This window comes from Paenibacillus albiflavus (assembly GCF_004344915.1).
GTDB classification, from domain to species: domain Bacteria; phylum Bacillota; class Bacilli; order Paenibacillales; family NBRC-103111; genus Paenibacillus_AM; species Paenibacillus_AM albiflavus.
Genome location: NZ_SKFG01000009.1, coordinates 77,707 through 101,357 on the forward strand (window position 1 = coordinate 77,707; position 23,651 = coordinate 101,357).

28 protein-coding genes are annotated in these 23,651 nt (G+C 41.9%); 27 read left to right on the forward strand and 1 reads right to left on the reverse strand.

Features of this window, described 5'->3' with window-relative positions:
- Positions 1-16: 16 nt before the first annotated feature.
- The 26 genes from spoIIIAF (at position 17) to E0485_RS10780 (ending at position 21,778) form a co-directional block, all read left to right on the forward strand.
- Positions 17-754, forward strand: a complete 738-nt coding sequence (gene spoIIIAF / locus E0485_RS10655; RefSeq protein ID WP_132418021.1) for a stage III sporulation protein AF — start codon at positions 17-19, stop codon at positions 752-754.
- Between the two features lie 36 nt (positions 755-790).
- The gene (gene spoIIIAG / locus E0485_RS10660) at positions 791-1,420 is read left to right on the forward strand and encodes a stage III sporulation protein AG (RefSeq protein ID WP_132418022.1); all 630 of its coding nucleotides are present in this window, start codon (positions 791-793) and stop codon (positions 1,418-1,420) included.
- A gap of 29 nt (positions 1,421-1,449) precedes the next feature.
- Entirely contained in the window at positions 1,450-2,139 is a 690-nt protein-coding gene (locus tag E0485_RS10665) for a SpoIIIAH-like family protein (protein WP_132418023.1), read from the forward strand.
- 257 nt (positions 2,140-2,396) lie between these two features.
- Positions 2,397-2,888, forward strand: a complete 492-nt coding sequence (accB, locus tag E0485_RS10670) for an acetyl-CoA carboxylase biotin carboxyl carrier protein (RefSeq protein ID WP_132418024.1) — start codon at positions 2,397-2,399, stop codon at positions 2,886-2,888.
- 16 nt (positions 2,889-2,904) lie between these two features.
- On the forward strand, positions 2,905-4,257 hold the full coding sequence (gene accC / locus E0485_RS10675) for an acetyl-CoA carboxylase biotin carboxylase subunit (protein ID WP_132418025.1): 1,353 nt from the start codon (positions 2,905-2,907) through the stop codon (positions 4,255-4,257).
- Positions 4,258-4,362: 105 nt separating this feature from the next.
- Positions 4,363-4,767: an Asp23/Gls24 family envelope stress response protein gene (locus E0485_RS10680; RefSeq protein WP_207910960.1), complete on the forward strand. Its 405-nt coding sequence runs from the start codon at positions 4,363-4,365 to the stop codon at positions 4,765-4,767.
- A 103-nt stretch (positions 4,768-4,870) separates the two neighbouring features.
- The gene (gene amaP, locus E0485_RS10685) at positions 4,871-5,428 is read left to right on the forward strand and encodes an alkaline shock response membrane anchor protein AmaP (RefSeq protein WP_132418027.1); all 558 of its coding nucleotides are present in this window, start codon (positions 4,871-4,873) and stop codon (positions 5,426-5,428) included.
- Between the two features lie 12 nt (positions 5,429-5,440).
- Positions 5,441-5,680: a DUF2273 domain-containing protein gene (locus E0485_RS10690; RefSeq protein WP_207910961.1), complete on the forward strand. Its 240-nt coding sequence runs from the start codon at positions 5,441-5,443 to the stop codon at positions 5,678-5,680.
- 69 nt (positions 5,681-5,749) lie between these two features.
- Positions 5,750-6,205, forward strand: coding sequence for a transcription antitermination factor NusB (gene nusB / locus E0485_RS10695; RefSeq protein WP_132418028.1), 456 nt, complete (start codon positions 5,750-5,752; stop codon positions 6,203-6,205).
- 64 nt (positions 6,206-6,269) lie between these two features.
- On the forward strand, positions 6,270-7,121 hold the full coding sequence (folD, locus tag E0485_RS10700; protein ID WP_132418029.1) for a bifunctional methylenetetrahydrofolate dehydrogenase/methenyltetrahydrofolate cyclohydrolase FolD: 852 nt from the start codon (positions 6,270-6,272) through the stop codon (positions 7,119-7,121).
- Between the two features lie 34 nt (positions 7,122-7,155).
- Positions 7,156-8,511 (forward strand): exodeoxyribonuclease VII large subunit, encoded by a 1,356-nt coding sequence (gene xseA, locus E0485_RS10705; protein WP_132418030.1) that lies wholly within the window; start codon positions 7,156-7,158, stop codon positions 8,509-8,511.
- Positions 8,504-8,761, forward strand: a complete 258-nt coding sequence (gene xseB / locus E0485_RS10710) for an exodeoxyribonuclease VII small subunit (RefSeq protein ID WP_132418031.1) — start codon at positions 8,504-8,506, stop codon at positions 8,759-8,761. The genes xseA and xseB overlap by 8 nt, the downstream gene beginning before the upstream one ends.
- Entirely contained in the window at positions 8,758-9,681 is a 924-nt protein-coding gene (locus E0485_RS10715) for a polyprenyl synthetase family protein (protein ID WP_407944845.1), read from the forward strand. Before xseB ends, E0485_RS10715 begins: the two co-directional genes overlap by 4 nt.
- Positions 9,682-9,813: 132 nt before the next feature.
- A complete protein-coding gene (dxs, locus tag E0485_RS10720) occupies positions 9,814-11,703 on the forward strand; it encodes a 1-deoxy-D-xylulose-5-phosphate synthase (RefSeq protein WP_132418032.1) in 1,890 nt (629 codons plus the stop codon).
- A 16-nt stretch (positions 11,704-11,719) separates the two neighbouring features.
- Positions 11,720-12,544 (forward strand): TlyA family RNA methyltransferase, encoded by an 825-nt coding sequence (locus E0485_RS10725; protein WP_132418033.1) that lies wholly within the window; start codon positions 11,720-11,722, stop codon positions 12,542-12,544.
- A 156-nt stretch (positions 12,545-12,700) separates the two neighbouring features.
- Positions 12,701-13,156, forward strand: a complete 456-nt coding sequence (locus tag E0485_RS10730) for a hypothetical protein (protein WP_235857529.1) — start codon at positions 12,701-12,703, stop codon at positions 13,154-13,156.
- 1 nt (position 13,157) lies between these two features.
- A complete protein-coding gene (gene ahrC / locus E0485_RS10735; RefSeq protein WP_132418034.1) occupies positions 13,158-13,607 on the forward strand; it encodes a transcriptional regulator AhrC/ArgR in 450 nt (149 codons plus the stop codon).
- A gap of 39 nt (positions 13,608-13,646) precedes the next feature.
- Complete coding sequence (gene recN / locus E0485_RS10740; protein WP_132418035.1) at positions 13,647-15,380, forward strand: DNA repair protein RecN; 1,734 nt, start codon at positions 13,647-13,649, stop codon at positions 15,378-15,380.
- Between the two features lie 89 nt (positions 15,381-15,469).
- Positions 15,470-16,792 (forward strand): SpoIVB peptidase, encoded by a 1,323-nt coding sequence (spoIVB, locus tag E0485_RS10745; protein WP_132418036.1) that lies wholly within the window; start codon positions 15,470-15,472, stop codon positions 16,790-16,792.
- 303 nt (positions 16,793-17,095) lie between these two features.
- Complete coding sequence (spo0A, locus tag E0485_RS10750; protein WP_132418037.1) at positions 17,096-17,908, forward strand: sporulation transcription factor Spo0A; 813 nt, start codon at positions 17,096-17,098, stop codon at positions 17,906-17,908.
- A 227-nt stretch (positions 17,909-18,135) separates the two neighbouring features.
- Positions 18,136-18,897: a hypothetical protein gene (locus E0485_RS10755; RefSeq protein WP_132418038.1), complete on the forward strand. Its 762-nt coding sequence runs from the start codon at positions 18,136-18,138 to the stop codon at positions 18,895-18,897.
- A gap of 93 nt (positions 18,898-18,990) precedes the next feature.
- Complete coding sequence (locus E0485_RS10760; RefSeq protein WP_132418039.1) at positions 18,991-19,665, forward strand: DUF5694 domain-containing protein; 675 nt, start codon at positions 18,991-18,993, stop codon at positions 19,663-19,665.
- Between the two features lie 24 nt (positions 19,666-19,689).
- Positions 19,690-20,475: a CPBP family intramembrane glutamic endopeptidase gene (locus E0485_RS10765; protein ID WP_132418040.1), complete on the forward strand. Its 786-nt coding sequence runs from the start codon at positions 19,690-19,692 to the stop codon at positions 20,473-20,475.
- Positions 20,476-20,630: 155 nt separating this feature from the next.
- A complete protein-coding gene (locus E0485_RS10770) occupies positions 20,631-20,843 on the forward strand; it encodes a hypothetical protein (RefSeq protein WP_132418041.1) in 213 nt (70 codons plus the stop codon).
- Positions 20,840-21,091 (forward strand): hypothetical protein, encoded by a 252-nt coding sequence (locus E0485_RS10775; protein WP_132418042.1) that lies wholly within the window; start codon positions 20,840-20,842, stop codon positions 21,089-21,091. The genes E0485_RS10770 and E0485_RS10775 overlap by 4 nt, the downstream gene beginning before the upstream one ends.
- A 156-nt stretch (positions 21,092-21,247) precedes the next feature.
- Positions 21,248-21,778 (forward strand): DUF3189 family protein, encoded by a 531-nt coding sequence (locus E0485_RS10780; protein ID WP_132418109.1) that lies wholly within the window; start codon positions 21,248-21,250, stop codon positions 21,776-21,778.
- Between the two features lie 484 nt (positions 21,779-22,262).
- Here E0485_RS10780 and E0485_RS25505 read toward each other — a convergent pair whose 3' ends face one another.
- Positions 22,263-22,349 carry a putative holin-like toxin gene (locus E0485_RS25505; protein WP_268957552.1) on the reverse strand — a complete coding sequence of 29 codons (87 nt, stop codon included), beginning with the start codon at positions 22,347-22,349 and terminating at the stop codon, positions 22,263-22,265.
- A gap of 238 nt (positions 22,350-22,587) precedes the next feature.
- On the opposite strand from E0485_RS25505, the gene E0485_RS10785 reads away from it, so the two are divergent.
- Entirely contained in the window at positions 22,588-23,448 is an 861-nt protein-coding gene (locus E0485_RS10785; protein ID WP_132418043.1) for a YitT family protein, read from the forward strand.
- Positions 23,449-23,651 lie beyond the last annotated feature (203 nt).

Genomic DNA, 23,651 nt, shown 5'->3' on the forward strand with positions numbered 1-23,651 from the left:
TGGAGGTAATGAAGCGATGCAATGGTTTCATGATTGGCTGAAAATGGTGATCACAGTTGTAATGTTTGCTGCCTTCATAGATTTGCTGCTTCCGAATACCAAAATGCAGCGTTATGTCAAAACCGTCCTTAGTCTATTCATTTTGCTTACCTTGCTATCTCCGGTACTTGAATTACTGCGAAGCAACTGGAATGTGGATCAGATGCTAGCAGAAGCAGAAAAGCAGGTTGAGCAAAAAGAAGCAGGTATGGGAAAAAGTCTTAGCGACAATCCGAAGGGCTCACTACAAGCGATTAATGAACAAGGATTGCGATTGAAGGACGCGCAGGATCAACAAGCTACCTTATTAGCAGAGAAACAGATTGCTGAAGGGATCAAGGAGACGATTCGAGCAGAGACGGCTTATGAAGCCGAGCAAGTTATCGTTCTAACCGCGACGGATACAGAAGGCAAGCCTTATATAAAGAATATTAGCGTCGTCATGCATGATAAGGCATCTAGTCTAACAACATCTGCAGAACCGAACAAGTCAAAATCAATCGAGCCGGTTAAGCCAGTGGATATCCAAATTCGGGTGGATCGAAAGGATACTCCAGTAAGTGGAACAACCAGAGACACTGCCATGGAGGACACCAAAGAATCGGTACAAGCGAAAACAGAAGTGAAGCAATTGATCGGACGTAACTGGAGTGTCCCAAGCGAACGAATTGAAATTAGGGTAGAAGCTATACCTAAAGAGTCTAAACGAGGATAAATCAAAAGTGAAGCGCGAAAGTGAGTGATTGAGCAAATGGGGAATTGGAAGTCCAAAATGGAGAAATGGTTCGGAACGGGTCCGAGTGGAACCAAACGAACGCATACCTTGATGTGGCTCGTGCTCATTGCTTTACTGGGAGCTGCACTTATGATTATGAATTCATTCCTAAGTGTGAAGGAGGTTGATCCGCTAACCGATAGGGCATCGCCTCCTGCGGAGATCACCGCACCAGTTACGGCCAAAGCCAAAGACAACTCTGCTTTCCGTGAATATGAGGAAGTGTATGAGGAACGATTGCGTGAAATTTTGCAGAAGATTGTTGGTGTTGGTGATCCAGAAGTTATGGTAACCATCGAGTCTACAGAGGAAGTCATTGTGGACAAAAATACGCAGGATACCCAGAGTGTGACGAATGAGCGCGATTCGAACGGAGCCAGCCGAACCATTACTGAAAATACGCGCAAGAATGATTCCGTACTCATTCAAGTTTCAGGCAATCAGCAGCCTCATGTATTGAAATATATTAAACCGAAGGTGAGGGGGGTGATTGTCGTTGCACAAGGCGCAGAGAATCCCGCAGTTAAGAAAATGATTATCGAAGCTGTCGAAAGAGGAGTCGATGTGCTCGCACATCGCATAGCGGTATGGCCGCGCAAACAATAACTTATTGATGATAAAGAGGAGGGTGTTCAATGAACACGAAGAGACAAACGATTTGGCTTGTATCCATGCTTAGCTTGATGGTGGTTTTATCTGCTTACTATTTATTCACTTCAGGATCGGAGGATGCAGATAAACTGGCGAGCATGGCGAATCAACAAACGCTGCAAAATCAGACGAAGGTGAACATCACAGAGGATGGCAAGAATGCTCAGCTGCAGAAGGATCCGATCCTAGGAGAAGACACGAAGGATCCTAATAAATCAACGGATACCGCAGCAGTGCAGGGAACGGATAAGACCAAGATGGATGCAACGACAATGACAGATGACGAGATTATCTCAAAAGCAACAGATAAAGCTGTATCAGGTACAGATTATTTCATCCAGAAAGATATGGAACGACATGATAAAATTACCAAAGAACTTGATAAATGGATTACGATTTCAACGGATGTGAATCAAACGAAGGAAGCGGTAGGCGAAGCAATGGATAACATAAGAAGGATTGATGAAACCCAAGCGAAAATAGAGCAGATCGAAGAAACATTAGGCAAAGACTTTCCACATGCTCTTGTTCAGCAAAGTGATGATGGACGCTGGAAAGTTACCGTACAAGCCGATAAAATGGAGAAGAAAGATGCAGTTGCAATTATTGATTTAGTTATGAAAGAGATGAATATTGGCGCAGATAAGTTTGCAGGTGTTCAGCTTGTAGAGTAGTCGCAGGTGGACGCTGACAAGGCCCTTTCGGCAAAGAAATTCCGAAAGGGCTTTTGGGTGTTTTATTTCTATCATTTTTGTGTTTATCCGTGCTTATTCAAAAAAAAGGGGTGAAATGTTCAAAACAGGTGTATTATAATAACTTGCGTATTCAGAAAACAAATATGCTATAATAGCTACGCAAGAGGAATTCTTTATACCTCGGACGAGCCCTGAATGAAGAAGTTTGTTGTTAAATTTAGAAGGAGTGACTCCCATTGTTCAAGTTAAGTGAGATAAAAGAACTAATGAAATTGATGGACCAAACATCCTTGCAAGAGCTTGAGATTGAGAATGAAGGAACAAGAGTGTTTATCCGCAAAGGAAATAAAACAGAATCTGTATTTGTTGCTGCACCTACTGTGCAAACGAGTGTTGCGCCAGCAGTTCAGCAAGCTGCTCCAGCGCCAAGTGCAGTTGTAGAGCCTGTTATGGCTAGTACTTCCACAGCTAATAAAGATACTTCAGGATTACATACAATTGTTTCACCAATGGTTGGGACTTTCTATCAAGCATCTGCTCCAGGGGCAGCGCCATTTGTATCTACTGGCTCCAAAGTGAATGAGAAAACAATCTGCTGCATCGTAGAAGCCATGAAGCTAATGAATGAGATTGAAGCTGAAGTTAAAGGTGAAATCGTTGAAATCTTAGTGGAAAATGGCCAGCTTGTAGAGTACGGACAGCCACTCTTTCTAGTAAAGCCAGAGTAAGCTTGGAGGGATAACGATGAAATTTAACAAAGTGCTTATTGCCAATCGCGGAGAAATTGCCGTTCGAATTATCCGTGCTTGTCGTGAGCTAGGCATCACTACAGTAGCTGTATTCTCAGAAGCAGATCGAGATGCGCTGCATGTTAGAATGGCAGACGAGGCTTACTGTATTGGACCAGCATCCTCACAGGACAGTTATTTGAAATATACAAACATTATGAGCGTTGCTACCTTAACAGAGGTAGATGCTATTCATCCTGGATATGGATTCCTTGCGGAGAATGCTACTTTTGCAGAAATTTGCGAGATGTGCAATATAACATTTATCGGTCCATCCCCAGATGCGATTAATCGCATGGGTGATAAATCAATGGCAAAACAGACGATGAAAGTAGCCAATGTTCCGATCATTCCTGGTTCAGATGGCATCATTCAAGATTTGGATGAAGCGATTCGAATAGGGAAGGAAATTGGATATCCGATTATTATCAAAGCTACTGCTGGTGGCGGAGGAAAAGGAATTCGCATCGCTGAAGATGAAGAATCGCTGATTAAGCAAATTACGAATGCACAGCAAGAGGCACAGAATGCTTTTGGTAATGCAGGCGTTTACTTAGAGAAGCTCTTAACAGGCATGAAGCATGTTGAGATTCAAATTATTGCTGACAAACATGGTAATGTCGTTCATCTGGGAGAGCGTGATTGCTCTGTTCAGCGTCGTAGACAGAAGCTGGTTGAAGAAGCTCCTTGCTCGATTCTGACGCCAGAGATTCGCACAGCGATGGGAGAAGCAGCAGTACGTGCAGCTAAAGCCGTTAATTACGCAGGGGCAGGGACACTTGAGTTCCTATTAGGTCCTGACGGCAACTTCTACTTCATGGAGATGAATACCCGTATTCAGGTTGAACATCCTGTAACTGAATATGTGACAGGTGTTGATTTGATTAAAGAAATGATCTGTGTAGCAGAAGGACAGCCTCTATCATTTACGCAAGAGGACATCCAAATTAATGGCTGGTCTATTGAGTGTCGTATCAACGCAGAAGATCCAAGCCGTAATTTTATGCCGTCGGCAGGTCAAATCACCTTCTATCTTCCAGCAGGGGGACCAGGAGTTCGAATCGATTCAGCAGCGTATCAAGGCTACAAAATTCCACCGTATTATGACTCTATGATTGCAAAGCTAATCGTATGGGGACCAACACGTGAGGAAGCAATTGCGAGAATGAAACGTGCGCTAGACGAATTTGTAATCGAAGGTGTTCAGACAACAATCCCATTCCACTTGCAGCTGTTAGAGCATCCTAAATTTGTTGCAGGAGACTTCGATATCAAGTTCTTGGAAGAGCATGATGTATATAAAGCCTAAGTTTATACTAGATCAGACCCTTTCTTCTAATTTGTCATAAATACAGGGAAATGGTATAGTATTTAAAGAGAACGGCCTAGCTTAATGAAATGGAGGTGTTCACGGGTGGATACATTAGCACCAGATTATGTCAAAACTGATCTTGGTTCCATTCAGATTGCTCCTGAAGTAATCGAAGTTATCGCAGGGCTGGCAACCATAGAGACACCAGGTGTCGCTGGAATGAGCGGCGGTTTTGCTGGAGGTATTTCTGAACTACTAGGCAGAAAGAACTTAGCAAAAGGTGTAAAGGTTGAAGTAGGTCAGAAAGAAACAGCAGTTGATGTTTCGGTTGTTATTGAATTTGGTTACCGAATTCCTGAGGTATCAGCTAACATTCAAAGCAATATTAAGAATACGATTGAATCGATGACAGGTCTTCAAGTAGTTGAGGTAAATGTACATATTCTTGATGTTCATTTTAAACAACAAGAGAAACAAGAAGAAGAAGCAGTCAATCGAGTTAAGTAACATTAGCTTGTCTGCTAATTAAATTGCAAACCCCCTCTTGATTGCAGGGGGTTTCCTCTAATTATCAGTCCTGTAAATCCGGATACGAAGGGAGCTTACAGCTTTGGGAAAAATATTGGATCGATTCTTGTTGTTTATTTACAGTTTAGTTATTCTAATTGGTTCCATAATCGGACTTACGGTTGCATTCGCTTGGCTTCCTAAGGATGGCGTACATAAATTTATTGAAGATGTCTATCATGATCCTTTCACTGCATACTTAGCAATCGCGATATTGGCAGTCTTGGCATTGATATCTCTTCGTTTGCTTTATGTTTCCATTCGTAGAACTCAGGTACAAGCTCCGTTTATTGCTGAGCGTACTGAGCTTGGAGAGTTCAGAATATCGCTTGAGACAATCGAGAATTTATCTCTTAAGGCAGCGACCAAAGTTCGCGGAGTTAAGGATTTAAAGGTACGTGTACATGTAAGTCCGCCAGGGCTTGATATTGAAGTTCGTACAATCGTTGATGGTGAGCGTGCTATCCCTGAATTGACGGATGAGATTCAAACAGCTGTTAAAAGTCAAATCGAAGAAATCGCAGGCTACCCTGTCGTATCTGTGTCTGTGTATGTGGCCAATACGGTTCAATCCTCCGCTGCAGCTCGTCGAGTGGAATAGGAGGAACATAAGATGTGGAATGAATTGTGGACTGAATTATGGCAGTCGCATCGCGGCAAGCTGCTCGGTGTTATCGGTGGCATAATCTGCGGTATTCTGTATTTGATCGTAGGCTTCTGGGATACGATGATATTTGCATTTATCGTAACAGTAGGGTATTATATCGGCAGTAAAGTTGAAAAGAAGGAAGATATCGTGCCGTTTCAGGACATCGTAAATTATCTTTCGCAAAAATGGAAAATGTTCCGCTGAAATCCTTGGATCTTCCATGGATTTTTTTGGTTTTAGTTAGAGTCTATTGACAATTGGAGGCATTATAGGATGAGGCGTAGAGTAGCCAGAGAAATTGCACTGCAAAGCTTGTATCAACTTGGAATGACAGAGGTGTCGCATGAGGATGCGATTGCAGTCGCAATTCACGAGGCTGAGAACGACAATGAAGGGGAAATTGTGCTTTCTGAGCCTACTGTAAGTCCGCAGTATGTATATGAGCTGGTAGAAGGAACGCTGAATCATAAAGAAACAATCGATGATCTTCTAACGGAGTTCTTGAAAGGTTGGAAGCTTGATCGTTTGTCTCGAATTGATCGCGAAGTATTAAGACTAGCCGCATATGAAATGCTCTACAAGGAAGACATGCCTGCGAAGGTCGTTGTTAACGAAGCGATTGAGCTTGCCAAGCATTTTGGTACAGATGAATCGGGTAAATTCGTCAATGGTGTACTTGGCAATATGATTAAACAATTAGATCAACTGAAGCTTAGGCTGAAGTCATAATAGAGACAAAAGTCCAATTTGGGATAAGTCTGACTGAAATTGGAATCATGGGGAGGCTTGTATTGTGCAAAATGGAGTTATTAACGGCAAGGAAATCGTAGCTACGATTCGTGAAGAAATCAAACAAGATGTATCAAAGCTAGTGTCTCAAGGACTCACACCAGGTCTAGCCGTTGTTATCGTTGGAGATGACCCAGCTTCCCATGTATATGTGAACAATAAAGAGAAGTCATGCAATCAAGTAGGCATCTATTCCGTGGTACATCGTCTGCCTGCTGAGACAACGCAGACAGAATTAATTAAGTTAATTCATCAGTTAAATGCAGATGACCAAATTCATGGTATTCTAGTCCAATCTCCGCTTCCTTCTACTATTAATGAAGAAGAAGTCGTTGACGAAATCGCACCGCATAAAGATGTTGACTGCTTTCATCCAATAAATGTGGGCAACTTGATGATTGGCAAACCAGGCACAATCAAGCCATGTACGCCTGCAGGTGTCATTGAGGTGTTAAAACGAATCGGTGCGGATATTGCGGGTAAGCATGCAGTTGTAGTGGGTCGTTCCAATATCGTTGGCAAGCCAATGGCAATGCTGCTGCTGCAAGAGCATGCTACTGTTACAATCTGCCATTCCCGTACGCCGAATATGGCTGAAATTACCCGTCAAGCAGACATACTTGTCGTTGCAGTAGGTAAAGCCAAATTGATCGGACCTGATCATGTTAAACCAGGCGCTGTTGTAATGGATGTCGGCATGAATCGCAATGAAGAAGGCAAGTTGTGCGGAGATGTAGATTTTGATGCGGTCAAAGACATTGCAGGCGCTATAACGCCAGTTCCAGGCGTCGTAGGACCAATGACCATCACGATGCTTCTTCAGAATACCGTGAATGCAGCTAAAGCGTTAAGGTAGGTAAATAGTAGTATGAAATGCAGGTGATCGTTAGATGCGTGAACGGACAATTTTAACGATTAAAGAACTTAATCGTTACATTAAGTTACAGCTTGAGAATGATGATATGCTGCAGGACGTTTGGCTCAGCGGTGAGATTTCCAATTTCACTCGTCATTCTTCAGGGCATATGTACTTTACCTTGAAGGATGCAGATTCACGAATCAAGACGATCATGTTCGCTTCCTATAATCAGAGGCTGATGTTTATCCCAAGAGAGGGAACACGGGTGCTCGCAAGAGGCGCCGTGTCTGTCTATGAACGGGATGGACAATATCAGTTCTATGTGCGCGAAATGCAGCCGGATGGCATAGGGGCTTTATATTTGGCTTATGAAGAGCTAAAACGGAAGCTTGAAGGCGAAGGCTTGTTTGCAGATCACTTCAAAAAGGAAATTCCGAGATTTCCGAAGACGGTAGGCGTGATCACCTCGCCTACAGGCGCTGCGATTAGAGATATACTGACCACTTTGCAAAGGCGATATCCTTCAGTTCCCGTGCTTGTATATCCGGTTCTTGTTCAAGGAAAGCAAGCGGTTCCTTCGATTGTTCGAGCGATTGAAGCGATGAACGCTAATACTCAGGTAGATGTCCTGATTGTTGGTCGAGGCGGGGGCTCGCTTGAGGAGTTGTGGGCTTTCAACGAAGAGGCTGTGGCGCGGAGCATTCATGCATCGCGCATCCCGATCATCTCGGCAGTCGGTCATGAGACCGACTTCACGATCGCCGACTTCGTTGCTGATCTTAGGGCAGCGACGCCGACCGCAGCGGCGGAGCTCGCCGTCCCTCACCAGCTGGAACTACGCCGGCAGCTGGCAGATCACGAGCAGCGCCTAAGCTCGGCGCTGCAGCGGGGGCTCCAGCTCCGCCGTGAGGCGCTGGAGCGTTTGCGACGCTCACCATATCTGGTGAGCCCGCGTCGCCAACTGCTGCTGCCGGCTACGCAGCAGCTGGATCGCATGGCAGCAGAGCTTGCCATGCAAATGCGCCAGCGGCTCTCGCGGGCCGCTGACGCCAACATGCGGCTTATCCGCCGCATGGAAGCGCGTTCGCCGCGCGCTGCGATCAGCGCGGCGAAGCTTCGGAGCAGCAGCGCGAAGCGTGCGCTGCTGCTGGCGATGAACCGCTTGACGGCGGAGCGGCGTCAAGCCTTTCTCTCGCAGGTAAGACAGCTCGATGCGCTATCCCCGCTTAAGGTTATGCAAAGGGGCTACTCACTTGTATATAACGAAAGCAGCCAGCTTGTAAATTCGATCAATAAGGTCCAGAATGGCGATCTAGTCAAAGTCCGGTTAACCGATGGACATCTGAATTGTCATGTATGGTCAATGGAGGAGAATAAGGATGAGTAAAGAGCAGAAGGAAACGCAGCTGCAGGAGCTCAGCTTCGAACAAGCGATGGACAAGCTGGAAGCACTCGTAGCGCAGTTAGAGAGCGGAGATGTTCCGCTAGAGCAAGCGATTGAATTGTATCAAGAGTCCATGAAGCTGTCGCAGTTATGCAGCCAGAAGCTGGCGCAGGTTGAACGTAAAATTGAAATGCTAGTTGAAGAAGATAACGGGCTTTCCACTAAGCCTTTTCCAATAAACGTTGAAGAATAAGGGGCATACTCGTGAACACAGATCCGAACTCCTTTAAACAATATATGACAGAGCGCAATATGCAAATTGAAGAGGCATTAGCGTCAAGCTTGCCTGTGGAATGGGATGTTCCTCAGCCCCTCCGCGAATCGATGAATTACTCCTTAATGAATGGTGGGAAGCGAGTTCGTCCACTCCTCGTACTTGCTGCGGCAGAAGCTTTAGGTGGCTCTCATGAAGCGGCAATGCCTGTTGCATGCGCGATTGAAATGATTCACACCTATTCACTAATTCACGATGATTTACCTGCAATGGATAATGATGAATACAGACGAGGTAAATTAACAAATCATAAGGTATACGGAGAAGCAATGGCAACACTCGCAGGTGACGGATTATTGACGCATGCTTTTTACAGCATTGTGCAGTCCCACCGCAAGTATGGCGTGAATCCGTTCCAAACTTTAGCGATTGTTGAAGAGCTGGCAACTTATGCCGGTGCCAAAGGAATGGTCGGCGGACAAGCTGCTGATATGCTTGGGGAGCAAGGACTAACAAAGCTTGAAGAGCTAGAATATATTCACCAGCACAAAACGAGCGATTTGATCGTATTCTCCTTAAGAGCAGGCGCACGGATTACGGATGCGACAGAAGAACAATTGCAAGCGCTCACTACTTTTGGTTATGGCATTGGACTTGCTTTTCAAATCCAGGATGACATTCTTGATTTAATTGGGGATGAAGCAAAGCTGGGTAAACACATTAACAGTGATGTGAAGCAGGGTAAGGTGACATATCCTTATTTTATCGGTCTAGAGGCATCTATGCAGAAGGTGACGCAGCTTACGGAAGAAGCCAAAGCAGCGATTATGAATTCTACCATTCCGAATCCAACACGTCTTCTTGAATTTGCGGATTATTTGATGAATCGTGATCATTAATCAAGCATTATTGTTTTGAGCAGATAAAGCACCATCTTTTTGATTGTGATATAATGTAATAAATCTAGACAAATACACAAATGGAATTTCATTTGATTTATTAAGTGAACAGCAGAAAGCGAGGGAATAGGCGTGCTGTTAAAGCAGATTAATCAGCCTAGTGACTTAAAGCGACTGTCAAATGATGAACTAGAGGCTCTTTCAGAAGAGATAAGGCATTTTCTTATTCAGAAGCTTTCGGTGACTGGTGGTCATCTGGCTCCAAATCTTGGTGTTGTTGAGTTAACAATCGCCTTGCATGCATTTTTGGATTCTCCTCGTGACAAAATTATTTTTGACGTTGGTCATCAGGCGTATGTTCATAAGATTCTAACCGGACGTCGTGATCAATTTGACACGTTAAGACAGTATAAAGGCTTATGCGGCTTCGTCAAACGTTCCGAAAGCGAACATGATGTATGGGAAGCAGGTCACTCTTCCACATCATTATCTGCTGCAATGGGAATGGCGATGGCTCGCGATCTCAAAGGCGAGAACAATCGGGTTGTAGCCGTTATCGGGGATGGCGCGATGACTGGTGGAATGGCGCTGGAAGCGATCAATCATATCGGTCATGAGAAGAAGAAATTAATGATTATTCTCAATGACAATGAAATGTCGATTGCGCCTAACGTTGGCGCTCTCCATAATTATTTGAACAAAATTCGTTCAGATCGCTACTACCAACGTGCCAAGGACGATATCGAAGCACTGCTTAAGAAAATTCCTGGTGTTGGCGGCAAATTAGCGAAGACGGCTGAGCGTGTTAAAGATTCTCTTAAATATTTGCTCGTGTCGGGCGTATGGTTTGAAGAGCTTGGCATCAATTATATCGGCCCTGTCGATGGCCACAATATTCCGCTGCTGATGGAGACGCTGAAAGGTGCAGACAAGGTAAACGGACCTGTGCTTGTTCATGTTGTAACCGTTAAAGGGAAGGGATATAAACCGGCAGAAGCCGACTCTCATAAATGGCATGGCGTATCACAACCTTACAAAATTGAATCAGGTCAGGTGCTTAAATCAGTTGGACCTCCTGTGTATACGGATATATTCGGTCAAGCCATCATCGAACTAGCTGAAGAGGATTCTAGAATCGTTGCTGTTACACCAGCAATGCCTGGTGGTTCTGGCTTATTGAAGTTTGCTGATCGTTTCCCTGATCGGATGATCGATGTGGGGATTGCGGAACAGCATGCTGCAACCTTGTGCGCAGCGCTAGCAAGTGAAGGAATGAAGCCTGTATTTGCGGTATACTCCACCTTCATGCAGCGTGCTTATGATCAGATCGTTCATGATATTTGCCGTACGAAGCTGAATGTATTCTTTGCAATTGATCGTGCAGGATTCGTCGGAGCGGACGGTGAGACGCATCATGGCGTATTCGATATTGCTTTTATGCGTCATTTGCCTAACATCGTGATCATGATGCCGAAGGATGAGAATGAGCTTCAGCATATGATGAAAACAGCACATCTCTACGATGATGGACCGATCGCGGTACGTTATCCGCGCATTGCGGGAACTGGCATTCAAATGGATGAGCAGATGCATCCAATTCCGATTGGATCATGGGAGATCGTGCGGGAAGGCAATCATGCTACAGTGCTTGCCGTCGGTCCTATGGTGCAGGTTGCTGAGGAAGCGGCGAATATGCTGATGAAGGAAGGCATTTATCTTCGTGTTGTGAATGCAAGGTTCATCAAGCCTCTTGATGAGCAGATGCTGATGATGTTTGCCAAAGAGAACAAACCGATTATTACGATGGAAGAAGCTTGTGTGATGGGCGGATTTGGTTCGGCTGTACATGAGTTCTATTCTGCGAATAACATTTTTAATTTACAAATCAAGAACATGGGTGTGCCAGACTGCTTTGTTGAGCATGGCTCGATCAAAGAACAGCGCAAAGAAGTTGGTTTAACGGCAGAACAGCTAGTGGCTAACATTCACGCAATGGCACCTCGTTTAAGTCAACGAGCATAGGAGCGTATCATTATAGATGTCTGATGCCAAAGAAAGACTGGACGTACTCTTGGTTGAACAAGGGTATTATGAAAGCAGAGAAAAAGCCAAGGCCGCCATCATGGCTGGTCTTGTTTTTGTTAATGACGAGCCAAGCGATAAGCCCGGCACCAAAATTGCGCGTTCCAAGACAATTCGTGTCAAAGGAGCAGTGCATCCGTATGTCTCGAGAGGCGGACTCAAATTGGAGAAAGCTTTGCGAGAATTCAATATTGACATGAAAGATCGCGTAATGCTGGATATTGGGGCGTCAACAGGGGGATTTACAGACTGTGCCTTGCAAAATGGTGCTTCCTATGTGTATGCGATTGATGTTGGTTACAATCAACTCGATTGGTCACTTCGCAATCATCCACAGGTGAATGTGATGGAACGCACAAACTTCCGTTATACGACGATGGATGATTTAGAGGGTCCGGCGCCGTCTTTTGCTTCAATCGATGTTTCATTCATCTCACTAACTTTGATCCTGCCGCCTCTTAAAGCTTTGTTACCCGAGAATGGCAGCATTGTTGCGCTGATCAAGCCGCAATTCGAGGCAGGTCGCGAGAAGGTGGGCAAGTCCGGCGTTGTGCGCGATCCGAAAGTACATGAAGAAGTGCTTACACGTATTTTGCAATTTGGAACAGATATCGGATTATACTTGGTAGGTTTGACTTATTCACCGATTACAGGAGGGGAAGGAAATATTGAGTTCCTTGCCTATTGGACCTGTGATCCTAACCACCCGAATTTGTTGACGGGCAATCTGTCATCTTATATTGAAGAAGTGGTTAGTCAATCAAGACGACTACAGGGCTAGACTACATACAAAAACTGGCTAACACCCGCATTCAAAAAGAGGATTTTGCAGCTCATTCCGCGAATTAAGCAAAGATAAGTTAGTCATAGGAAGCAAGACTCCTAAGCTAAAGAATAATCTTTGTCACGCTGTTTCCTCATGATGGATGCGAGGTGATTGAGCATCGACAGCCAAGTCTTAGTCCTACTTATTATCGTTAGTATTGCAGTGTCATGGGCCACGCTTCGGTTTCGCAGATGGCTTGATGAGCCTAAGCGAAATTTACCCGTTCCAATCCATGACGATATTCCTTCAGATGAAGCGGTTGAGCTGCTTGAAGGAGCAGGTTTTGACGTGTTGTCTTCGAAGACAAGAATTCCCCTCTATATCACGATTAATGATGCAGAAGAGCCACTCTACAGCCGATTATTCATTGATTTTTTTGTCCAAAAAAATGAAGAGCTGTATTTGGTTAAATTAGCAAGAGAACGCAGACCATTAGATATGACAGGCAGCGGTTTGCGCGATGCATTCTTGGCATATCAATTGTTATTTCCTGATGCATCCGGAGTTCTATATGTAGATATGAATCAGCAAAAAATAAAGAAAATTTCGTTCCATGTTGAGGTGTAGAATGAAAGGTCAACGTCAGGTAAAGATCAGGGAAATTATTACTAATAACGAGATTGAAACGCAGGACGAGCTAGTCGAGTCTTTGTTTAATGCAGGATTTAATGTAACACAAGCAACCGTATCGCGAGATATTAAGGAGTTGCAGCTGATCAAGGTACCGCTGGATGATGGCAGATATAAATATTCCATGCCGGCAGATTTACGTTACAACCCTTTACAACGGCTCAAGAGAGCGCTAACAGACCATTTTACAAGTATCGATTCAACAGAGAATTTAGTCGTGATGAAATGCTTGCCAGGAACAGCGAATACGATTTGCGTGCTGCTTGATGGTATGGACTGGGACGAGATCATGGGGACGATCTGTGGGGATGATACGATCCTGATTATTTGCCGTACGAAGAAGGAGAGCGATAATGTGGTGAAGCAAATCACCGCCTTATTGTCTTAAGTACTGCTTTCCTTCGGAAAGCTTGGGAGGAGTTACGAGATGTTATCGGAGTTGTCGATTCGCAATTTAGCAGTGATTGAACAAGTGCATATCCATTGCAAAACAGGATTTCATGTCCTTACAGGGGAAACTGGCGCTGGTAAGTCCATTATCATTGATGCACTTAGTCTAATTGTCGGTGCACGCGGTTCATCTGATCTTGTTCGGTATGGCAGTGATAAAGCAGAAATAGAAGCTTCCTTCGAAATTGATTCCTCCCATCCGATTTGGAATGTGCTCGAATCTTTGGGAATCAAAGGACATGCTGATGAGAAGCTGATTATTCGTCGTGAAATTACTGCCCAAGGCAAGAGCTCCGCTCGGATCAACGGTCAGATTGTCAATCTTACGATGCTTCGCGATGTAGGTGAATGCCTCGTCAATATTCACGGTCAGCATGAGCACCAGTCCTTGCTTCATACGGAGCAGCATATCCATTTGCTCGACTCCTATGGTGAACAGGAGATTCAACCTGCCAAAGACGCATACGCGGCTTCCTACAATGTCTATGTACAACTTCGCAAGGAGCTTCTAGAGCTTAGAGATAATTCTATGCAGGCGCTGCAAATGACGGATTTGTATCGATTTCAAGTTGATGAGATTTCCGCGGCTAAGCTTAAAGTTGGCGAAGATGAAGCTCTGACGGATGAAAGAAGCAAGCTTGCCAATAGCGAAAAGCTGCATACAAGTGTATCTGATGCTTATGATCTGTTGTACGGTACAGGTGCAAGCATTACGTCCGTTAGTAAAGCTTTGAACCGTCTGAATGAAATTATGAAATTCGATAATTCTGTTCTTCAGCCTCTGCAGGAGCAGCTGCAGAATGCGTATTATCAGCTTGAAGATGTTGCTTATGGCTTGCGGGATTATCGTGAATCGATTGAGTTTAATCCGAATCGCTTGGATCAAATCGAAGATCGACTTGATACCATATCAACACTACGTAAAAAATATGGTGCAACTGTACCTGATGTTCTTCAATATTTGAGCACAATTCAAGCCGAATTAAACACGATTGAGAATAAGGATAGTTTAATTGAAGAGTTAGAAAACAAGCTTGTTAAAGAAGAAGTTACTCTGGCTAAGGCTGCGCTTGAATTATCGGAACGCCGTCGTGATATTGCTGTTCGTCTCGCTGCTGAGATCGAGTCCGAGCTACGTGATCTTCATATGGAAAGAACCGTATTTAAGGTTCACATTGGACAAGCAGAAACAAATCAAGATGAAGGCATATACTGTGATGGGATGCATTATAAATTCTCACGCGATGGTATCGATCAAATTGAATTTATGATGTCTCCGAATCCAGGTGAGCCGCTTAGAAGCTTAGCCAAGATTGCTTCCGGTGGTGAATTGTCACGGATCATGCTTGCGCTGAAGACCATATTTGCTCGAATTGATCGAGTGCCTGTACTTGTATTTGACGAAGTCGACACAGGTGTCAGTGGACGAGCGGCACAGGCGATTGCGGAGAAAATGTCTCAGCTCTCAAGGTATTGCCAAGTGTTCTCCATCACACATTTGCCTCAAGTAGCTAGTATGGCTGATGTTCATTATTCGATACATAAGGATGTTGAAGATGGACGTACGTTTACCAAAGTAACGGATTTGGATGATTCCAATCGAATCGAAGAGCTGGCAAGAATGCTTGGCGGAGCTGTTGTTACGGAAACAACCATGCAGCATTCTCATGAAATGCTTGTTCTGGCAAATGAAAAGAAATCAAGAATATAAAGATGCCTTAGGCATCTTTTTTTCAGTTATAAAAGATCGGGTGAGGGGTTAACTTATAGGTACGCATTTGACGTAGGAGTGTGATACCTTTGAAAGCAAGCTCAAGAAAAAGATTGGTGGGTTTACTGCTTGTTTGTATTTTGTGTGTAGCCGCTTTTTCCTCACCCTTCCAAAGCTTTGCTTCTTTTCCTAATGAACTCCGGATGTTTAGTGGACAAGGTAAGCAGATTAAGCTCGATATGCCTGTGATGGCAAAGCTGACTGTCAAAGATCCCGCAATTGTCAAAGTGAATGGCAGCTCCAAGCACTCATTCCAAGTTAATCTTAATGAACCAATCTCCATTATACCGTCAGGTCTTGGCAAAACAGAGATGAAGCTGAAATTATTTGGCGCCATACCGCTAAAGACGGTTAAAGTGAATGTCGTTCCAGATCTAAAAGTAATACCTGGGGGTCAAACGATTGGTGTTAAAATCAAATCAGCCGGTATTCTTGTTGTAGGACATCACTTGGTAAACGTAGGACCAAATCAACGATTATCACCTGGTGAAGAATCAAAAGTTCAAGTTGGCGATTTAATTACCCATATTAATGGGCACAAAATGCGTGATGTGAATCAAGTATCCGATTTTGTAACGAAGGCTGGAGAAAGTCGTAAACCGCTTGATTTAACGATTCAACGAAATAATCAGACCTTGCAAATATCCCTCAATCCAGCTTATGATACAGTTGATAAACTCCATCGTCTAGGGCTGTATATTCGCGATACTGCTGCAGGTATTGGAACTTTAACTTTCTATAATCCTGAGCATGGCGTATACGGTGCTTTGGGACATGTTATTACGGATATGGATACACAAACACCTATTGTTGTAGGCGAAGGTCAAATTGTAGATTCTAATGTAACTTCAATTGCCAAGAGCCGCAGTGGTGAACCAGGGGAAAAGCATTCAAGTTTGAATAGCAAAGTCCTTGGAACGATTGAGAAGAATACAGCGTTTGGGATCTTCGGCAAGATGACAACACCTCCTGACTATAGCTTCTCCAAACAAGCTATTCCTGTTGCATTTGCAGAAGAAGTAAAAGAAGGTCCTGCGCAAATCTATACGGTTCTAAGCGGTAAAAAGGTGGAGAAATTCGATATCCAAATTGTTCATGTAGCGAAACAGGATCATCCTGCAACTAAAGGTATGGTAATCAAAGTCACCGATCCGAGACTGCTTGAGAAAACAGGTGGGATTGTCCAGGGAATGTCAGGCTCGCCTATTATACAAAATGGCAAGATGATTGGTGCCGTGACGCATGTGTTCATTAATAATCCTGAGCAAGGCTATGGCTGCTTCATTGAATGGATGCTGCAGGATTCCGGTATCATGCAGAAGTTGAATGGAAACGGACTAAAGGCGAGTTAGCCTTTGGTTCGTATTCTAGAATTTATTATATTTGTGTCATAAATTCTAAGTAATACCTTGAGAAACGCACCCGCCTTGCCTTTAAGGACGGTGAGACCGTTTCTTCTTGGTTATACATAAATTAATAGATTTTTGTCGAAGGTACACGAAGATTGAAACGAAATATTAAATTATAAAATATTCTAGAAAAAAAGGAAAGAAAAATCGTTCGACAGAAGGAAATCACTTTTAATTGTCGAATATTTCAAATTAGGAAAATAATTACAGTGTCTTTTTTAGGGAGATCAAAGGAGGATTATGAACTTGAGAAAAATTAATGTATTACTTGCGGATGATAATCGAGAATTTACACACTTACTGTCTGAATTCATTACAGAACAAGACGATATGGAAGTGGTCGGTATCGCTTACAATGGGAACGAGGTACTGAAGTACATGGAAACTCATCGTGAAGTGCCAGACGTTCTAATTTTAGATATCATCATGCCGCACCTAGATGGGTTAGGTGTATTGGAATGCCTCCGTGAAATGAACCTCCCTGTACAGCCTAAAATCATTATGTTGACAGCATTCGGACAAGAAACGATTACACAAAAAGCGGTACAATTAGGAGCATCTTATTACATACTGAAGCCATTTGAAATGGGCGTTCTCACGAATCGTATTCGTCAGCTCGTGTCCAACTCAACAGTTGTCTCATCGAATTCTGCAATGAGCGCTGCCGCAGCTGCAAGAGCGAACGTCGTTCAAATGCCGAAGACCAAGAATTTAGATGCTAATATTACATCAATCATTCATGAAATCGGCGTACCAGCACATATTAAAGGCTATCAATACTTGCGTGAAGCGATCACGATGGTGTACAACAACATCGAGATTCTTGGTGCGATTACCAAGACGCTTTACCCTGCAATTGCAGAGCGCTTCAAAACAACGCCTAGCCGCGTAGAACGCGCTATCCGCCATGCCATCGAAGTCGCATGGACGCGCGGCAACATCGACAGCATTTCCTATATCTTCGGCTATACGATTAATATTTCGAAGTCGAAGCCGACGAATAGCGAGTTCATCGCGATGGTTGCGGATAAATTGAGGATTGAGCATAAGGTGTCTTAGCAGAAGGGTTTTTGGGTTTTAGAAACTCTGAATAGCAAACCAACTAATACCACTTATTTATTGGTTTCTTCAAAACCGATAAAGGAGTGGTATTTTTATGTCCAATTTTGAATTTCAACTCGACATTGTTTTATTGGAACGATTTCGTGACAAATGCTTGGTTGTTAGTTAAACTTAGGATATATTTCATTATGCTCTGACTTTATAATTCTTGGAGTGTGATCTTATTGAAGATTGTTCCTGTTATGATCTGTCTAATTTTGATTTTAAGTGGTTGTGATAAATTGTATTCCCCTGAGCAATCCCAAAAAATAATACTTGAAAATGAAGGTCAAAGTTATAAAGTTATGTTGGTTTATGACAAAAATCTTAATGAAGTTATTCTTCAGATCAATAATTCGAATATTCCAATTTTAAATGATGTTAGCGAAGAGCAAATCTTTAATCCGCAGCCTAGTGATGAATATACATTCCAATTATCTACAAATGGAAATAAAATTATGGTTGGTTCAACATACGCATTCACTAATAAGTACGGCTCTACATCTTGGATTAATTGTTTTGAATATAAGGATGATCAGATTAAAAAGATATGGTCCTCTGACGATATTTTACATCATAAGTTTGCCGTAAATAGTTTTACAGAAGAAAGCCAAACACTAGAAATCTCTATGGGTCAGGATTTGAGAAGAATCATTTTAAGTGATGAAGAAACAGAGTTATGGTTAGATTATGTGAAGTTTCATCAAGATGGAGCGCAGTCGTTACCAGAATTATTCTTTGTGATTAATCCCGCTTTTACCTTCTACGATTACAATAATGACGGAATTGAAGAATTGATTACAAAGACTATTATTAGTTTTGAAGGCTGTCCAATTTCTAGAGCTTATTTTTCTGCATATCAATTTTCCACAGACGATATCAAACAAATAGAAGGGTGGTTTAGAGGAACTTATCCATCAATAGAACAGCTTGATTCACTGAGTTAGGTTTCCATAAAGGGGAGGCAGATTATTATTAAACCGACTATATTAGTTTTTGGGACAGACCATTTTTCTAATCAGGTTAACGGTGATTTGTTAATGACAGAAACCGAAGATGTACTATCGGATAAGAGACAAAATGAAATGAATGAGGTAGTTAACTATTTAAAAAAGTTTGAGCCAACAAAAGTAGCGCTGGAAGTTTTACCTAAGTATGAAGAGAAAGTAAATCAAAACTATAATTCCTATCAAAAAGGGGATTTTTCGCTGTCGTCAAATGAAATCCATCAAATTGGATATCGGTTAGCAAAGGAATGCAATCTTGATAAAATTTATGCAGTAGATTGGAACGATAACTTGGACGACGTTCCTGATATAGGGCAACTTGCAGAAAATAATCAATCTGATGCATACGATGAGGCTTTAAAAATAGGACATGAAATTATATCTCAAGCTAAAGAATATTATCTACACCACTCCATAAAAGAATATTTACTTTGGTATAATGAAAAGGAAAATATCACAAAAGGTCAAGAGTTTTATATGAAACTGGCCTTGGTGGGTAGCGAGAGTAACCCAATTGGTGCGATATGGACAGCGAAGTATTGGTACTATCGTAATCTGCTAATATACAAAAACTTGGTTAATTTAATCTCTTCAAAAGAAGAACGGATTTTTGTTTTGTATGGTGCAGGACATCTTTATTTACTTTTACAGTTTTTAAAAGATAGTGGACTTTTTAATGTTGAAGTAGCTAGCGACTATCTAAAATAATTCCTTCTTACAGAATTCATCGCGATGGTCATGGGAGCATTTAACAAAGAACAAGGAGGAATTTTTATTCAAAATGCAACATCAATTACAGATAAAAATTCAGAAAATTGCAACGAAATAAATAGTAACTTAAGTTGGAAGCAATTATTGTTTTTTCTTCTCTTGTATGTAGGCATAATAATTGGCGCTTGTATTATAGTGATTATTTCATTTGTAGTCATCAAAGTATTTACTGGTAAAGATCTTCTTTTTTTACTAAACGACTCTAATTTTTTGATACTTGATGCATTTTTAGTTCTATTTATACTTAAAAAATACAAACCAATTTTACGGTTTGTTACTCAGAGTTTGGATTTTACAGTCTTGCGAGTAAAGAAAACATATGGAATTATCTTAGTCGGATACATAGTACTATGGGCAATACAATTCATATTTATTGATTACTTACATCTAGGTGATGCATCAAATCAAGCTCAACAACTTAGGATAAATGGTAGCCAATTTCAGAGTTGGTTTGCGTACGTAATAATGTATATCTCAGTTGGGGTAATTACTCCAATTAAAGAGGAAATATTGTTTCGTGGTTTATTAAGTCGTTTTCTAGAATTAAAGTATCGTTTTTGGGTCGGACTAGCTGTTTCATCATTAGTGTTCGGATTGCTCCATGTTGATTTCCCTATAGTAGGACTATTAATGGGGATTACATTAGGATTGGTATTTCATTTCTCAGGTTCATTAGTACCTTCTATTATCCTTCATATACTATGGAATATAGTAGGTACTGTAATAAATAACATTAATGGTTACTAGTAATGTTCTATATTAATCAGTAGTTGCTGTGATATATACGACCATTAATTAGGCCCTTATAAATAGGTAATTGCCGTGTTATCAATAGGTACCTCTCCATAGACTGATGTTGTAAGTTCTTTAGGTCAGTGATAACAAGGAGGCATGATAAAAGGATGAATTCGTTTACGCATTATGCAATGCCAATGTATACGCATGACCAACAGTTGTATTGGAAGCAAATGTATGATTGGCATATGAAGATGTATCATTATCATGAACAATTGAAAGCACATCACATGGAAAGAGCTCAGCACTTCAAAAAAATGATGGATGAAAGAGATCAAACAGTTGGGGAACCTATAGCAAATGACGATCATGTGGCATGAAAGAAAATGCTAACTTGGACCGAAGCTCTGAACTGGAAGCGTTCAAGATAAAATTGTGGAACCGTGTTGTTGCAGTTGGCAGCGCTTGCGATGCTTCTAATACGTTTGATCGAATTTGGTATGAGTTTTTAACGAATCGTTTTATTTTTGAAGATATTTCAACTGAATCCCTATTTGAGGGTTTCTGCACCGAATTAGAACAGAAAATCAATACAGGTCATTTTATGAACGAAAAACTGCAAGCATAAGGAAAAAACGGTTACACCATCCTTACAGACGGGTGCGATTCTTAAGGTATACTTAAACGGATTGTAGCGATTACTCGTACAATCTGTTTTTTGGTTGGGAATAACAATATGCAAAGTGGTAATGATAACATCAGGATAAATATAAAGGATGATTCTATGATTTACATATATAATGATTATGGCGGAACACATAGCACGGCATTGGCGGCTGCTTATCATTTAAATAAATTGCCTGTTAATCGAAAACTCACAAAAGATGAGATTTTGAGGGTTGACTATTTCAATAAGCTGCAGACATCTGATATGGGCAAACTCATCTTTCATGGGGTAGATGACAAGGGTAATCCTGTTTACACAGTAGGAAAAGGGTCATCAAAGGTCGTAGTACCAGCTCTAAAAAATTTGAGCTTATTAATCCAGGATAGATATCAGACGAATGAAACCATCGTATATTCTAACACTTCACATACCGTCCCATTGGCAATGACACTTGGAGGACTTCTTTCCAGAAGATTAAAACTCAATTTTATTGGTATCCCGTTATTGGTGTTAGGTGCAAAGCAGAGCTGTCAAAACATTAATCAGCTCGTCAATCATACGAGAAGCTGTGAAAAGTCTAAAGCTGGTTCTGTTATTGTGTTGGAGAATAAAAACGTTCCTATCTCTCCTGTGAAAATTAATTCTTGATTACAGAACAATGAACGTCATTCAATCGGATCTTGATCCGTTCGAATGGCGTTATTTCTTTATAAAATACAATAGCTCAAAACAATAATCAGTGCTTGCCAAAAAGCGAAAGCAGCGGAGAGGACGGAATCGTTCTGGAGAAGCGATAGCGGTCGCCTTTGTCACCGAATTTCTACCCTCAAATAGCAAATCTAATCAGGAAATTTGGTGACAACAGCGATCGTAAGAATGATCCGTCCTCGCAGCGTCACTACGCAGGTGCCAAGCTTATTTTAGTGTTGAGCCACAAAAAAAGACTCTACTTGACATCATGAAGAGATGAAGTAAAGGCTTATAAACGATGATTTATTTGGATGGGGTGGAGATTGTCCGTGTCTAGTAGAGTCAATGGTCTCTAGACCAGATCTTATCGATCTGTCTCATCTTGTAATGGTGGATTATTGTATTCCAGTATGGTTTCGAAACCACAACTAGATCAATTGGATTATTTCTTCTTCTCAATGTAGGACAACAAGGTCAGGATGAACAACCCAAATGCGAACATAATTGAAAGCGCCTGAAATACATCCATAAACAGCTTCCTCCTTTCTAGAAGAGCCGTCCACCATTTTACAAGATGTACTATAAATACTATCCTAAATTGGGTGTTTATGGAAGGTAATGAAGTACTATTTTGTACGAGCTGGATTCTACAAGTTTCGATAAGAAAAATATGGAATAGTGATGATAGTTATAGACCATTCTATAGAAAACACTATAATTAAAATGTTATCAATAGGTTTCTGCAAGAATTCATGAAGGAGTTTATCATGTCCAACCAACCCGAGGTACAGAATCATAAAAATAGTTTAGCAACGACAGCGAAAGAAGTTGCTGTAGTATTTGCGAGTGCTTTACTGATGGCAATCGGAATAAAGTGGTTCTTACAGCCACATCATCTATTAAGTGGCGGGGCTGCAGGGGTATCGCTGATTATCAGTTATTTTTCGGTCGTTAATTTATCCTTCATGTATTTTGCCATCAATTTGCCCATTCTAATATGGGGTTACATAAAACTAGGCAAACGATTTGTGCTCTATAGCGTGGTATCCGTCGTTGTTACTACGATTGCGCTTGAGTTGCTACCGGATTTGCAGATTACCAAGGATCCTCTTATGGCAGGGGTGTTCGGTGGTATACTTGTTGCCATTGCAATTGGCTATTCGTTTAAATACAATGGCTCAACAGGCGGTTTTGACATTATTGGAGCGATCGTAACGAAGAGCAATGATTTTCCTCTTGGCCAAGTTATGATGGTGATGAATTCAACAATTGTTATTATTCTAGCTTTCATGGACAATTGGGATGTTGCTTTATATTCGCTGGTTTCGATTTACATTAAAGGCAAGGTTGTTGACTTAATTCATGTTAGACATATGAAGGTTACTGCATTCATTATCACTAAGAAGAAGGATGAATTAACGGATGCGCTTGTTACGCTGCCGCATGGCTTAACTATGATCAAGACGCACGGATGTTACAACCATCAAGATAATTACATGTTGATGACGGTTACGACACGTTATGAACTGCCTGCGCTTCGTAATAGGGTACTTGACGTTGATCCAGCGGCCTTCATTAATGTGGTGGACACTTCACAGGTTATTGGTCGATTTAGACGCGCAACTTAAAACAACTGCATGAGCTTAGAGTGCTGCCCAATTAGGCGGCACTTTTTTTGTGAAGTATAGATCTGTCAGCTGTTCGCAAGTCATGGTATAGTATAGGTGTTGAATTTACTGAAGATTAGATCAATTAGGATACAACTGAATTTTGTCACCCATTAATCATGATTTTGTCAGACACGTTCCTAGCAATCGGCTTACTATAATGA

What these genes read in the sequence shown, in the direction of transcription:
- spoIIIAF (WP_132418021.1), top strand. Translation starts at nt 17, where the DNA reads ATGCAATGGTTTCATGATTGGCTGAAAATGGTGATCACAGTTGTAATG.
- spoIIIAG (WP_132418022.1), top strand. Translation starts at nt 791, where the DNA reads ATGGGGAATTGGAAGTCCAAAATGGAGAAATGGTTCGGAACGGGTCCG.
- E0485_RS10665 (WP_132418023.1), top strand. Translation starts at nt 1,450, where the DNA reads ATGAACACGAAGAGACAAACGATTTGGCTTGTATCCATGCTTAGCTTG.
- accC (WP_132418025.1), top strand. Translation starts at nt 2,905, where the DNA reads ATGAAATTTAACAAAGTGCTTATTGCCAATCGCGGAGAAATTGCCGTT.
- E0485_RS10690 (WP_207910961.1), top strand. Translation starts at nt 5,441, where the DNA reads ATGTGGAATGAATTGTGGACTGAATTATGGCAGTCGCATCGCGGCAAG.
- nusB (WP_132418028.1), top strand. Translation starts at nt 5,750, where the DNA reads ATGAGGCGTAGAGTAGCCAGAGAAATTGCACTGCAAAGCTTGTATCAA.
- xseA (WP_132418030.1), top strand. Translation starts at nt 7,156, where the DNA reads ATGCGTGAACGGACAATTTTAACGATTAAAGAACTTAATCGTTACATT.
- xseB (WP_132418031.1), top strand. Translation starts at nt 8,504, where the DNA reads ATGAGTAAAGAGCAGAAGGAAACGCAGCTGCAGGAGCTCAGCTTCGAA.
- E0485_RS10725 (WP_132418033.1), top strand. Translation starts at nt 11,720, where the DNA reads ATGTCTGATGCCAAAGAAAGACTGGACGTACTCTTGGTTGAACAAGGG.
- ahrC (WP_132418034.1), top strand. Translation starts at nt 13,158, where the DNA reads ATGAAAGGTCAACGTCAGGTAAAGATCAGGGAAATTATTACTAATAAC.
- recN (WP_132418035.1), top strand. Translation starts at nt 13,647, where the DNA reads ATGTTATCGGAGTTGTCGATTCGCAATTTAGCAGTGATTGAACAAGTG.
- E0485_RS10760 (WP_132418039.1), top strand. Translation starts at nt 18,991, where the DNA reads ATGACAGAAACCGAAGATGTACTATCGGATAAGAGACAAAATGAAATG.
- E0485_RS10765 (WP_132418040.1), top strand. Translation starts at nt 19,690, where the DNA reads ATGGTCATGGGAGCATTTAACAAAGAACAAGGAGGAATTTTTATTCAA.
- E0485_RS10770 (WP_132418041.1), top strand. Translation starts at nt 20,631, where the DNA reads ATGAATTCGTTTACGCATTATGCAATGCCAATGTATACGCATGACCAA.
- E0485_RS10775 (WP_132418042.1), top strand. Translation starts at nt 20,840, where the DNA reads ATGAAAGAAAATGCTAACTTGGACCGAAGCTCTGAACTGGAAGCGTTC.
- E0485_RS10780 (WP_132418109.1), top strand. Translation starts at nt 21,248, where the DNA reads ATGATTTACATATATAATGATTATGGCGGAACACATAGCACGGCATTG.
- E0485_RS25505 (WP_268957552.1), bottom strand. Translation starts at nt 22,349, where the DNA reads ATGGATGTATTTCAGGCGCTTTCAATTATGTTCGCATTTGGGTTGTTC.
- E0485_RS10785 (WP_132418043.1), top strand. Translation starts at nt 22,588, where the DNA reads ATGTCCAACCAACCCGAGGTACAGAATCATAAAAATAGTTTAGCAACG.